The sequence below is a fragment of the Roseateles sp. FW305-36 genome, assembly GCF_058787015.1.
In genome coordinates this window covers 13,647-26,251 of sequence record NZ_JBYSZK010000014.1, presented here as the reverse complement: position 1 = coordinate 26,251, position 12,605 = coordinate 13,647, and the positions used below count along the sequence as shown (strand labels likewise).

Below are 12,605 nucleotides of genomic sequence, written 5' to 3'. Positions count from 1 at the left end.
TTGCGGCAGTCTCGAAACGGTTGTTTCAAGGCGCTGCAACGCAATTCGGGCCGGATTTTAGACACAACCTTCGGAGTAAGACCCATGTCTGTCACGATGCGCGAGATGCTGGAAGCCGGCGTCCATTTCGGCCACCAAACCCGCTTCTGGAATCCCAAGATGGCCCCGTATATCTACGGCCATCGCAACAAGATCCACATCATCAACCTCGAGAAGACGCTGCCCGCGTTCAACGATGCGATGAAGTTCGTGCGCTCGCTCGCTGCCAAGCGCGGCACGATCCTGATGATCGGCACGAAGCGCCAAGCCCGTGAGTTCATCGCCGCCGAAGCCCAGCGCGCCGGCATGCCCTACGTCGACTCGCGTTGGCTGGGCGGCATGATGACCAACTTCAAGACGGTCAAGACCTCCCTCAAGAACCTGAAGGACATGCAAGCCCAGATCGACGCCGGCACCCAGCCCGCGATCAAGAAGGAAGCTCTGCTGTTCCAGCGCGACATCGCCAAGCTCGAGAAGAACATCGGCGGCATCCAGGACATGACCGCGCTGCCCGACGCCATCTTCGTCATCGACGTCGGCTATCACAAGATCGCCGTCGCCGAAGCCAAGAAGCTCGGCATTCCCGTCATCGGCGTGGTTGACACCAACCACTCGCCCATCGGCATCGACTACGTCATCCCCGGCAACGACGACTCCGCCAAGGCTGTCGCTCTGTACGCCCGCGCCGTCGCTGACGCCGTTCTGGAAGGCAAGGCCAATGCCACGAACGACGTGCTGGCTGCGGTTGCCCCCGCCGGCGACGAGTTCGTCGAGGTTTCCGAAGAGGCCTGAGCCTTTTCGACCCCGCATCTGAAAGGGGCCGCGAGGCCCCTTTTGCCAACCGAAATCTGGAGATAGAAATGGCTGCAATCACTGCAAGCATGGTGGGCGAACTGCGTGCCCGCACCGACGCCCCGATGATGGAGTGCAAGAAGGCGCTCACCGAGGCCGACGGCGACATGAGCCGCGCTGAAGAGATCCTGCGCGTCAAGCTGGGCAACAAGGCCGGCAAGGCCGCCTCCCGCGTCACCGCCGAAGGCGTGGTGTCGTCCGCCGTCGTCGGTGGCAATGGCGCCCTGATCGAAGTCAACTGCGAGACGGACTTCGTCTCCAAGAACGACGCCTTCCTGGCCTTCGTGAGCGCTCTGGCCGGCCTGGTGGCTGAGCAGAATCCCGCCGACGTGGCTGCCCTGTCGGCCCTGCCCCTGTCGCAGGAAGGCTTCGGCCCGACGGTGGAAGACGTGCGCAAGGGCCTGATCGGCAAGATCGGCGAGAACATGACGATCCGCCGCTTCCAGCGCTACGCTGGCAGCAAGCTGGCTTCCTACCTGCACGGCACCCGCATCGGCGTGATGGTCGAGTTCGAAGGTGACGACGTCGCCGCCAAGGACGTGGCCATGCACATCGCCGCCATGAAGCCGGCCGCCCTGTCGGGCGCCGACGTCTCGGCCGAGCTGGTCGAGAAGGAGCGCAAGATCGCCACCGAGAAGGCGGCCGAATCCGGCAAGCCGGCCGACATCGTCGCCAAGATGGTCGAAGGCTCGGTGCAGAAGTTCCTGAAGGAAGTCTCCCTGCTGGACCAGGTCTTCGTGAAGGCCGCCGACGGCAAGCAGACCGTGGGCGCCCACCTGAAGGCCGCCAACACGACGGTCAAGGGCTTCACGCTCTACGTCGTCGGCGAAGGCATCGAGAAGAAGGTCGACGACTTTGCGGCCGAAGTGGCTGCCCAGGTGGCGGCTGCCAAGGGTCAGTAAAGACTCTTGCGAAATGAAAGGGCGCCAAGTTGGCGCCCTTTAAACTTGCGGCCCACCATAGGCCCCCACGACTGAGGACACCATGCCCGCGTACAAGCGCATTCTGCTCAAACTCTCCGGCGAAGCCCTGATGGGCGACGACGCCTATGGCATCAACCGCGCGACCATCGTGCGCATGGTGCAGGAAATCCGTGAAGTGACGCAGATGGGCATCGAGGTGGCCGTCGTCATCGGCGGCGGCAACATCTTCCGCGGCGTCGCGGGCGGCTCGGTCGGCATGGACCGTGCCACGGCCGACTACATGGGCATGCTGGCCACGGTGATGAACTCCCTGGCCCTGGCCGACACCATGCGCCAGGAAGGCATGACGGCCCGCGTCATGTCCGCCATCGCCATCGAGCAGGTCGTCGAGCCCTATGTGCGCCCCAAGGCGCTGCAATACCTCGAAGAGGGCAAGGTCGTCGTCTTCGCTGCCGGCACCGGCAACCCCTTCTTCACGACCGACACGGCCGCGGCCCTGCGCGGTGCCGAGATCGGCGCCGAGATCGTGCTGAAGGCCACCAAGGTGGATGGCGTCTACACCGCCGACCCCAAGAAGAATCCCGAGGCGACGCGCTATTCGCGCATCACCTTCGATGAAGCCATCACGCGCAATCTGCAGGTGATGGATGGCGCCGCCTTTGCGCTGTGCCGCGACCAGAAGTTGCCGATCAAGGTCTTCAGCATCTTCAAGCCGGGCGCCCTCAGGCGCGTGGTGCAGGGCGAGGACGAGGGCACGCTGGTCCACGTCTGAAAGCGAACCAACGAGAGACGACAGATCATGAGCACTGCTGACATCAAGAAGAACGCCGAGGCCAAGATGGCCAAGTCGGTGGAAGCCCTGAAGAACGAACTGCACAAGATCCGCACTGGCCGTGCCCACCCGGGCATCCTGGACCAGGTCAACGTCGACTACTACGGCTCCATGGTGCCGATTTCGCAGGTGGCCAACGTGACGCTGCTGGATGCGCGCACCATCTCCGTCCAACCTTGGGAAAAGGGCATGGGCGCCAAGATCGAGAAGGCCATCCGCGAGAGCGACCTGGGCCTGAACCCGGCAGCCCAAGGCGACCTGATCCGCGTGCCGATGCCGCCGCTGACCGAAGAGCGCCGCAAGGACCTGACCAAGGTCGTGCGCAATATCGGCGAAGACGCCAAGGTGGCCGTGCGCAATCTGCGTCGCGACGGCAACGAGCAGGCCAAGAAGCTGCTCAAGGACAAGGAAATCGGCGAGGACGACGAGCGCCGCAGCCTGGACGACCTGCAAAAGCTCACCGACCGGGTGATCAACGAGATCGACAAGCTGATCTCGGGCAAGGAAGCCGAGATCCTCGCGGTTTGAGCGCCGTCCTCATGGCGCAAGACCGCCCCGCGCCGCCGCGCCATGTCGCCATCGTCATGGATGGCAACGGCCGCTGGGCCAAGAAGCGCTTTCTGCCGCGCTTCTTCGGCCACAAGGCCGGCGTGGACAGCCTGGTCAAGATCGTCCAGGCCTGCATCGATCGCGACATCGAGCACCTGACCGTCTTCGCCTTCTCCAGCGAGAACTGGAAGCGCCCCAGCGACGAGGTGTCGGGCCTGATGGGCCTGGTGCTGGCCGCGGTGAGCCGCTACCTGGCCAAGATGGGTGCGATGGGCGTGCGCATCCGCATCGTCGGCGACCGCGATGCGGTGTCCGACAAACTGCGCAATGCCTGGAATGAGGCCGAGAGCAGCACCCTGCACAACACCAAGCTGACCCTCAACGTCGCCTTCAACTACGGCGGCCGCTGGGACATCGTGCAAGCCTGCAAGAAGGCTATTCGAGCCGGCGTGTCAGCCGACGAGATGACCGAGGCCAAGCTGTCGGAATTCATGGCCATGAGCTATGCGCCCGACCCCGACCTCTTCATCCGCACGGGCGGCGAGGTGCGCATCAGCAACTTCCTGCTCTGGCAGGCCGCGTATACCGAATTCGTGTTCTCGGACTGCCTCTGGCCCGAGTTCGGCGAACGTGAACTGGATGCGGCCATCGCCGCCTTCCACGAGCGCGACCGCCGCTTCGGCGGCGTGAAAGATCCGGCCGCTGCGGCCTGAACAAGGCCAAGCCATGCTCAAGACCCGCGTCATCACCGCCGTCGTGCTGCTGGCCATCCTGCTGCCGGTGCTGTTCCAGACCTCGCCCTGGCCCTTCGCCTGGGTCACCGTCGTCATGATGGGAGCCGCCGGCTGGGAATGGGCGCGGCTCAACGGCCTGCCGGGCACCGGCGCCGTCGCGGCCGGTGTCGCCCTGGCCCTGGCCTGCGTCTGGACGCTGCTGATCGGTGGCCTCAATGCGCCGCCGTTCTGGGTCTGGTCCCTGGCCAGCCTGGTGTGGGTGCTGGGGGGCGCCTACGCGCTGCGCGCCGGGCCGACGGGTTGGCCGCGCATCGCCCGCGGCGGCCGCCTCGCCCTGGGCGCGTTGCTGCTGTGGGGCGCCTGGCTGGCCATCGTGCAGGCCAAGGTGCATGGCATCAACTTCATCCTGTCGGTGTTCTGCCTGGTCTGGATGGCTGACATCGCCGCTTATTTCTGCGGCCGCGCCTTCGGCAAGCGCAAGCTCGCGCCCAGCATCAGCCCGGGCAAGAGCTGGGAAGGCGTCTGGGGCGGCCTGGCGGGCGTCATTCTGCTCGGCGTGGTCTGGGTCCACGTCATCGACGTGAAGCTGGCGGTGGATTCGCCCAGCCTCTACACCCTGCTGGTGCAGCGCCATGGCATCGTGTCCCTGCTGGCCCTGGTGTTCCTCGGCGCGATGAGCGTCGTCGGCGACCTCTTCGAATCCCTGGTCAAGCGGGCCGTCGGCGCCAAGGACAGCAGCAATCTGCTGCCTGGCCATGGCGGCGTGCTGGACCGCATCGATGCGCTGCTGCCGGTCTTCCCGCTGGCGCTGGCGCTGATCTCGCTATGAACCGCCAACGCGTCTGCGTGCTGGGCTCCACGGGCTCCATCGGTGTCAACACGCTGGATGTCATCGCCCGCCATCCAGAGCGGTATGAAGCCGTGGCCTTGAGCGCGATGAGCCGGGTGGACGATCTGCTCAAGCAATGCCTGGCCGTGAAGCCGCGCTTTGCGGTCATGCCCGAACGCGAAGCCGCTGCCCGCCTGCGCGAGCTGCTGCGCGAGGCTGGCAGCGCCACCGAAGTGCTGGACGGCGCCCAGGCGCTGGCTGACGTCGCCGCCCATCCGGACGTCGACACCGTCATGGCGGCCATCGTCGGCGCTGCCGGCTTGGCGCCGGCCATCGCGGCCGCGCGCGCCGGCAAGCGCCTGCTGCTGGCCAACAAGGAGGCCATCGTCGTCGGCGGCGCCCTGTTCATGCATGCGGTGGAGGAGGGCGGCGCCACGCTGCTGCCCATCGACAGCGAGCACTCGGCCATCTTCCAGTGCCTGCCCGAAGACCGCGCCACCTGGCATGAGCGCATCGACCACATCGTGCTGACGGCCTCCGGCGGCCCCTTCCGCAGCCGCGACCCCCAGACGCTGGCCGACGTGACGCCCGACCAGGCCTGCGCCCACCCCAACTGGGTCATGGGCCGCAAGATCTCGGTCGACTCTGCGACCATGATGAACAAGGCCCTGGAGGTCATCGAGGCGCGCTGGCTGTTCGGCCTGACGCCCGAGCAGATCAAGGTCATCATCCACCCGCAGAGCATCATCCATTCGATGGTGGTCTGCCGCGACCAGTCGGTGCTGGCCCAGCTCGGTACGCCGGACATGCGCGTGCCCATCGCCTACGGCCTGTCCTTCCCCGAGCGCATCACCTCGGGTGCCAGCCGGTTGGATCTGCTGACCACGCCCAGCCTCACTTTCGAGGAGGCCGACGCCATCCGCTTCCCCGGCCTGCACCTGTCCTGGCAGGCCCTGCGCGCGCCGGAAGGCAGCACCACGGTGCTGAATGCGGCCAACGAGGTGGCGGTGGACGCCTTCCTGAACGGCCGCCTGCGCTTTGATCGCATCCACGCGGTCAACTCGCAATGCCTGGCGGACGTTCAGCCGGGCGACTGCGCCAGCATCGAGGCGCTGCTGGACCTGGACGCCCGTACCCGCGAGCATGCACTGCGACTGCTATGAGCCTTTCGGACATCCCGGCCTTTCTCGTTGCGCTCGCGCTGCTGATCGCCATCCATGAATGGGGTCACTACCGCGTGGCGCGGGCCTGCGGCGTCAAGGTGCTGCGTTTCTCCATCGGCTTCGGCCGCGTGCTGTGGCGCCGTGTCGGCCGCAACGGCACCGAGTTCACGCTGAGCGCCCTGCCGCTGGGCGGCTATGTGCGCATGCTGGATGAGCGCGACGGGCCCGTGGCGCCGGCCGAGCGCGAGCAAGCCTTCACCCAGCGCCCGCTGCGCCAGCGCGCCGCCATCGTCGCGGCGGGGCCGGCGGCCAACTGGCTGCTGGCGGTGCTGCTGTTCGCCGTCGTCGCCTGGGTCGGCAGCGAAGTGCCCAAGGCCGTGCTCGGCACGCCGCCGGTCGGCTCCCTGGCCGAACGCGCCGGCCTGCATGCCGGCGACTGGGTGCGCGCCACGTCGCCTGACAACCAGCAGTGGCAGGACGTCGACTCCCTGTCCGATCTGCAGTCGGCTGTCGCACGCGCTCAGGCCTTGGGCGAGTCCCTGCATCTGACGGTCAGCGATGCCCAGGGCCATGGTTCGCGCAGCGTCCATCTCGAGACCGAGCGCCTCGCGGGCCGGGCGCCCGATGCCAGGCTGTTCCAGGACATCGGCCTGCTGCCGCTGGCCGAGCCCGTGATCAGCCAGGTCACCGCCGGCGGCCCGGGCGCCGCGGCGGGTCTGATGGCCGGCGACCGGGTGCTGTCCGTCGATGGCCAGCCGGTCGCCGATTCCGCCGCCCTGCGCGACACCATCCGCCGCGCCCACGACGACAAGCAGCCGCGCACCATGGTCTGGCGCGTCGAGCGTGCGGGCCAGGTCGTCGAACTGAAGCCGACGCCGCGCGTCGTGGACGATCACGGCCGCCAGGTGGCGAAGATGGACATCCTGCCCAGTGGCAGGTTCGAGCGCGTCTTCGTCAGCTATGGCTTCGCCGACGGCCTGTGGCGGGGCGTGGGCCAGAGCTGGGACATGGCAGCCACGACGGTGCGCCTGCTCGGCCGCATGCTGGTGGGCGAGGCTTCGGTAAAGAACCTTGGCGGGCCTCTGGCGATCGCCGATGCCGCAGGACAATCCGCCCGCGCCGGGCTTGTGCCCTATCTCGAATTCCTGGCCCGGATCTCCCTGGGTCTCGCCGTGTTGAACCTGCTGCCGCTGCCGATGCTCGATGGAGGGCACCTCATGTATCATCTTTTTGAGGGTCTGAGCGGCCGCCCCGTCTCCGAATGGTGGCAACGGCAACTGCAGCGCGCTGGTGCGCTGATCCTGGTGCTGATGATGGCCTTGGCCTTTACCAACGACATTGCCTCCCGCCTGACGGGCTGGCACTGACACTGAAACTCCCGGTTCCCATGTCCTTTTCTTTCAGTTCGGGAGCGAAGCGTCGCCCCTCACTCCTGGCTTTGGCTCTCGCGGGGCTGTTCCAAGCGGGTGCAGCCTGGGCGGTCGACCCCTTCGTGCTGAAGGACATCCGTGTCGAAGGCCTGCAGCGTACCGACCCCGGTACCGTGTTCGCCTCGCTGCCCTTCCGCATCGGCGACACCTACAACGATGAAAAAGGCGCCGCCGCCCTGCGCGCCCTGTTCGCCACCGGTCTGTTCAAGGACGTGCGCATCAGCATCGAGGGCACGGCCGTCGTCGTCATCATCGACGAGCGCCCCATCATCGCCAACGTCAACTTCGTCGGCCTGAAGGAGTTCGACACCGAGGCCCTGACCAAGTCGCTGAAGGACGTCGGCATCGGCGAAGGCAAGCCCTTCGACAAGGCCCTGGCCGACCGCGCCGAGCAGGAACTCAAGCGCCAGTACCTCACGCGCAGCCTGTATGGCGCCGAGGTCACGACGACCATCACGCCTATCGAGCGCAACCGCGTCAACGTCAGCTTCAACGTGACCGAGGGCGAGCCGGCCAAGATCGCCGAGATCCGCATCCTGGGCACCAAGGTGTTCTCCGAGAGCACGCTGCTGGGCCTGCTGGAGCAGACGAGCAGCGGCTGGCTGACCTGGTACACCAAGACCGACCGCTATTCGCGCGCCAAGCTCAACGCGGACCTGGAAACCATCCGCAGCTACTACCTGAACCGCGGCTACCTCGAGTTCGCCGTCACCTCCACCCAGGTGACCATCTCGCCGGACAAGCAGAGCATCAGCATCGCCATCACGGTCAGCGAAGGCCAGCCCTACACCGTCACGGGCGTCAAGCTCGAGGGCGACTACCTGGGCCGCCAGGAAGACTTCAAGCATCTCGTCTTCCTGAAGCCCGGCGAGGCCTACCAGGGTGAGCAGGTGGCCAACACCACGCGTGCCTTCAGTGACCTGTTCGGCACCTATGGCTATGCCTTCGCCCGCGTCGACAGCAAGCCCGACATCGACCGCGCCACCGGCCAGGTCGTCGTCACCTTCGTCGCCGAGCCGCAGCGCCGCGTCTATGTGCGCAAGGTTATCTTGTCGGGCAACTCGCGCACACGCGACGAGGTCATCCGCCGCGAGTTCCGCCAGTTCGAGGCCGCCTGGTACGACGGCCAGAAGATCAAGGCCTCGCGCGACCGCGTCGAGCGCCTGGGCTACTTCAAGGACAAGGAAGTCACCATCGACACCCAGGAGGTGCCGGGCGCCCAGGACCAGGTCGACGTGATCCTGACCGTCGTCGAGCGCCCCACCGGCGCCATCACGGTCGGTGCCGGTTATTCCAGCCAGACCAAGCTGTCCTTCACCGGCTCCATCCGCCAGGACAACGTCTTCGGTTCGGGCAACTACCTCGGCATCGACGTGGCCACGGCCCGCACCGGCCGCCAACTGCAGGTCAGCACGGTCGACCCCTACTTCACGGTCGACGGCGTGTCGCGCTCGGTGGATGTCTTCTATCGCACCACCCGCCCGATCAACACGCTGGGCGAGGAATACCAGTACGTCACCAAGGGCGGGGCGCTGCGCTTTGGCGTGCCCTTCTCCGAAATCGACACCGTCTTCTTCGGCCTGGGCTACGAGCAGACCGACATCACGACGTCCAAGGGCCTGCCCAACAGCTATCTGCTGTTCGTCAACCAGTTCGGCCAGCGCAGCAATTCCATCCCCTTCACCATCGGCTGGCAGCGTGACAGCCGAGACAGCGTGATCTCGCCGCTGAAGGGCCGCTACCAGCGCGTCAACGTCGAGACCAGCGCCATCGGGGACGCCAAGTTCGCCCGCATCAACTTGCAGTACCAGCAGTACTTCGAGGTCACGAACAAGATCACGCTGGGCGTCAACAGCGAACTCGGCTGGGGCGTGGGCCTGGGCGGCAAGCCCTATCCCATCTTCAAGAACTTCTACGGTGGCGGCCTGGGCTCGGTGCGCGTCTTCGAGGCCGGCTCGCTCGGCCCGGTGGACCCGACGGGTTCCTACATCGGCGGCAATCGCCGCTTCAACACCAACGCCGAGCTCTACCTGCCGGTGCCGGGCAGCGGCAACGACAAGAGCTTCCGCATCTTCGGCTTCACCGACATCGGTGGGGTGTGGGGACCTGATGCCAAGCTCAACTGGAACACGCTGACCAACGGCAAGGACAACGAGGGCCGCGACATGTTGCGCGTGTCGGCCGGTATCGGCCTGTCCTGGATTTCGCCGATGGGCCCGCTGCGCCTGAGTTACGGCAAGCCGATCCGCAAGGCGCGGACGGATAGAATCGAAAAATTCCAATTCCAGATCGGGACTGCATTCTGATGATGAGCAAGCTCTTGCAATCGATGGCCCTGGCCGCATCGATGATGGTGGCCACCACGGTGGTGCAAGCCCAGGAACTGAAGATCGGCTACGTCAACAGCGAGCGCGTGCTGCGCGAGGCCAACCTGGCCAAGGCAGCGCAGATCAAGCTGGAGACGGAGTTCGGCAAGCGCGAGAAGGATCTGCGCGATCTGGAAACCAAGCTGCGCGGCGCTGCCGAGAAGCTGGAGAAGGATGCCCCCACGCTGTCCGAAGCCGAGCGCAACCGCCGCCAGCGCGACGTCGTCGAGCAGGAACGCGATCTGCAGCGCAAGCGCCGCGAATGGCAGGAAGACCTGAACCAGCGCAAGAACGAAGAGCTGTCGGCCGTGGTCGAGCGCGCCAACCGCGTCATCAAGCAGATCTTCGAGACCGAGAAGTACGACCTGATCCTGCAGGACGCCATCCACTTCAGCGCCCGCGTCGACATCACCAAGAAGGTGATCGACGCGCTGAACGCGCAGAAGTAAGCCGAGCCCGTCATGAGCTCGACGCACGTCGCGCTCTCCGACCTCATCGCCGCCTTGGGCGGCGATTTGCTTGGGTGGCCAGAAACCCGTATCGCCCGCATCGCGCCGCTGGATGAGGCGGATGGCGAGAGCATCAGCTTCCTCGCCAACCCGCGCTACCAGGCCCAGCTCGCGACGACGGCCGCTGCCTGCGTCATCGTGTCGCCGGCCATGGCCGAAGCGGCTTCGGCCCGTGGCGCGGCGATCGTCACGCCCGACCCCTATCTCTACTTCGCCCGCCTGACGCAGTGGTGGGCTGCGCGTACGCGTCCCGTGCCCCAGGCCGGCGTGCATGCCAGTGCCATCGTGTCGCCCGAGGCCAGGCTGGGCCAGGGTGTCGAGATCGGCCCGTTGGCCGTCATCGAGGCCGGTGCCGTCATCGGTGACCACGCCCGCATCGGTGCCCACAGCGTCGTCGAGCGCGGCGCCGTGGTCGGTGCCCACACGCGGCTCGCGCCGCGCGTCGTGCTCGGCTATGGCTGCCGCATCGGCGCGCGAGGCCTGGTGCATAGCGGTGCTGTCATCGGGGCCGACGGCTTCGGCTTCGCGCCGAGCAAGAGCGGCTACGTGAAGATCGAGCAGCTCGGCAACGTGAGCATCGGCGACGACGTCGAGATCGGCGCCAACACCTGCATCGACCGCGGGGCCTTGGCCGACACGGTCATCGAAGACGGCGTCAAGCTCGACAACCAGATCCAGATTGCCCACAACGTGCACATCGGCCGCAACACCGCCATGGCGGGCTGTGCAGCCGTCGCCGGCTCGACGCGCATCGGCGCCAACTGCACCATCGGCGGCGCTGCGAACATCATCGGCCACCTGGTCATCGTCGATGGAGTGCACATCTCCGCCGCGACAACCGTGACCCGCAGCATCAGCGAACCCGGCGTCTACAGCGGCCCCTATCCCTTCGAAGAGAATTCGAGCTGGCAAAAGAACGCGGCCACGCTGCGACAGCTCAGCACCCTGCGCGAACGCGTGCGTGCGCTGGAGAAGAAATGAACGACAACACGACCCCGAATCCCGTCCCGACGACGATGGACATCCATCAAATCCTGCAGCGTCTGCCGCACCGCTATCCCATCCTGCTGGTGGACCGCGTCGTGGAACTCGTCAAGGGCGAGCGCATCCGCGCCATCAAGAACGTCTCCATCAACGAGCCCTTCTTCCTCGGCCATTTCCCGCACCGCCCGGTCATGCCGGGCGTGCTCATCCTCGAAGCCCTGGCCCAGGCCGCCACGCTGCTGGCCATCGAGAGCGTGGGCATCACGCTGGACGAGAAATCGGTCGTCTACTTCGCCGGCATCGATGGCGCGCGCTTCAAGCGCCCGGTCGAGCCGGGTGACCAATTGGTGCTGGAAGTGACGCTGGGCCGCGCCAAGGCCGGCATCTACAAGTTCAATGCGCGGGCCCTGGTGGGTGAGCAGGTCGCGGCCGAGGCCGAGCTGATGTGCACCATGCGCCGCATCGAAGGATGACCCACCCCCGTAGCGCCTCCGGCGCTCCCCCTCAAGGGGGCGCACCCAGTGGCCTGGCAAAGCCAGTTCCACGGGTGCCGCTGGAGGAGTCGAGCACGCGCCTTGCGCGCGCTTCTCTGGAGCAGGCATGGCTTTGATTCATCCAACAGCGTTGATTGATCCGTCCGCCGAGCTGGACTCGTCGGTCACGGTCGGCGCCTATTCGCTGATCGGCCCGCACGTGAAGATTGGCGCGGGCACCAAGGTCGGGCCGCATGTCGTCATCGAAGGCCACACCACCATCGGCCGCGACAACAATTTCTTCCAGTTCAGCTCCATCGGCGCGGCCAACCAGGACAAGAAGTACGCCGGCGAGCCGACGACCCTGGTCATCGGCGACCGCAACACGATTCGCGAGTTCTGCACGCTGAACATCGGCACGGTCCAGGACCGCGGTGAGACGACGGTGGGCCACGACAACTGGATCATGGCCTACTGCCATATCGCCCACGACACCGTCATCGGCAACCAGAACGTGCTGGCCAACGGCGTGACCTTCGCCGGCCATGTGGTGGTGGGCGACCACGTCACCATCGGCGGCCTGACCGGCATCCTGCAGCGCATGCGCATCGGCGACCACGCCATGATCGGCTTCCAGGCCCATGTGTCCCAGGACGTGCCGCCCTTCATGACGGTGGACGGCAATCCGCTGGCCGCGCGCGCCGTCAATGTCGTCGGCCTGAAGCGCCGCGACTTCAGCGCCGAGCGCATCGCCGTCATCCGGCAGATCTACAAGCTGCTCTACCGCAGCGGCCACACGCTGGACGAGGCCAAGGCGGCCATCGCGGCGTTGCGCGGTACGGAAGCGGGCGCGGCCGATGGCGACATCGACGTGATGCTGAACTTCCTCGCCGCCTCCACCCGCGGCATCGTCCGCTGAACT

Annotated in this window: 13 protein-coding genes; all 13 read left to right on the top strand. The window is 66.3% G+C overall.

Annotation, left to right across the window (positions count from 1 at the left end):
- The first annotated feature begins 84 nt into the window (after positions 1-84).
- The 13 genes from rpsB to lpxA all read left to right on the top strand — a co-directional run bounded on the left by rpsB (position 85) and on the right by lpxA (position 12,602).
- Positions 85-831 (top strand): 30S ribosomal protein S2, encoded by a 747-nt coding sequence (rpsB, locus tag AC3WOE_RS22600; RefSeq protein WP_492693648.1) that lies wholly within the window; start codon positions 85-87, stop codon positions 829-831.
- A 68-nt stretch (positions 832-899) separates the two neighbouring features.
- Positions 900-1,793 (top strand): translation elongation factor Ts, encoded by an 894-nt coding sequence (gene tsf, locus AC3WOE_RS22595; protein ID WP_492693647.1) that lies wholly within the window; start codon positions 900-902, stop codon positions 1,791-1,793.
- A gap of 82 nt (positions 1,794-1,875) precedes the next feature.
- On the top strand, positions 1,876-2,586 hold the full coding sequence (gene pyrH / locus AC3WOE_RS22590; RefSeq protein ID WP_492693646.1) for a UMP kinase: 711 nt from the start codon (positions 1,876-1,878) through the stop codon (positions 2,584-2,586).
- Between the two features lie 27 nt (positions 2,587-2,613).
- Positions 2,614-3,174: a ribosome recycling factor gene (gene frr, locus AC3WOE_RS22585; RefSeq protein WP_492693645.1), complete on the top strand. Its 561-nt coding sequence runs from the start codon at positions 2,614-2,616 to the stop codon at positions 3,172-3,174.
- Positions 3,175-3,185: 11 nt separating this feature from the next.
- Positions 3,186-3,908, top strand: coding sequence for a polyprenyl diphosphate synthase (gene uppS, locus AC3WOE_RS22580; RefSeq protein WP_492693781.1), 723 nt, complete (start codon positions 3,186-3,188; stop codon positions 3,906-3,908).
- Between the two features lie 13 nt (positions 3,909-3,921).
- A complete protein-coding gene (locus tag AC3WOE_RS22575; protein ID WP_492693644.1) occupies positions 3,922-4,758 on the top strand; it encodes a phosphatidate cytidylyltransferase in 837 nt (278 codons plus the stop codon).
- Positions 4,755-5,921, top strand: coding sequence for a 1-deoxy-D-xylulose-5-phosphate reductoisomerase (gene ispC / locus AC3WOE_RS22570; RefSeq protein ID WP_492693643.1), 1,167 nt, complete (start codon positions 4,755-4,757; stop codon positions 5,919-5,921). The genes AC3WOE_RS22575 and ispC overlap by 4 nt, the downstream gene beginning before the upstream one ends.
- Entirely contained in the window at positions 5,918-7,288 is a 1,371-nt protein-coding gene (rseP, locus tag AC3WOE_RS22565; RefSeq protein ID WP_492693642.1) for an RIP metalloprotease RseP, read from the top strand. Before ispC ends, rseP begins: the two co-directional genes overlap by 4 nt.
- Before the next feature lie 20 nt (positions 7,289-7,308).
- Positions 7,309-9,657: an outer membrane protein assembly factor BamA gene (gene bamA, locus AC3WOE_RS22560; protein ID WP_492693641.1), complete on the top strand. Its 2,349-nt coding sequence runs from the start codon at positions 7,309-7,311 to the stop codon at positions 9,655-9,657.
- 2 nt (positions 9,658-9,659) lie between these two features.
- Positions 9,660-10,166, top strand: coding sequence for an OmpH/Skp family outer membrane protein (locus AC3WOE_RS22555; RefSeq protein ID WP_492693780.1), 507 nt, complete (start codon positions 9,660-9,662; stop codon positions 10,164-10,166).
- 12 nt (positions 10,167-10,178) lie between these two features.
- Positions 10,179-11,207, top strand: coding sequence for a UDP-3-O-(3-hydroxymyristoyl)glucosamine N-acyltransferase (gene lpxD / locus AC3WOE_RS22550; protein ID WP_492693640.1), 1,029 nt, complete (start codon positions 10,179-10,181; stop codon positions 11,205-11,207).
- The gene (gene fabZ, locus AC3WOE_RS22545) at positions 11,204-11,683 is read left to right on the top strand and encodes a 3-hydroxyacyl-ACP dehydratase FabZ (RefSeq protein ID WP_492693639.1); all 480 of its coding nucleotides are present in this window, start codon (positions 11,204-11,206) and stop codon (positions 11,681-11,683) included. The genes lpxD and fabZ overlap by 4 nt, the downstream gene beginning before the upstream one ends.
- Before the next feature lie 127 nt (positions 11,684-11,810).
- Positions 11,811-12,602: an acyl-ACP--UDP-N-acetylglucosamine O-acyltransferase gene (lpxA, locus tag AC3WOE_RS22540; RefSeq protein WP_492693638.1), complete on the top strand. Its 792-nt coding sequence runs from the start codon at positions 11,811-11,813 to the stop codon at positions 12,600-12,602.
- Positions 12,603-12,605 lie beyond the last annotated feature (3 nt).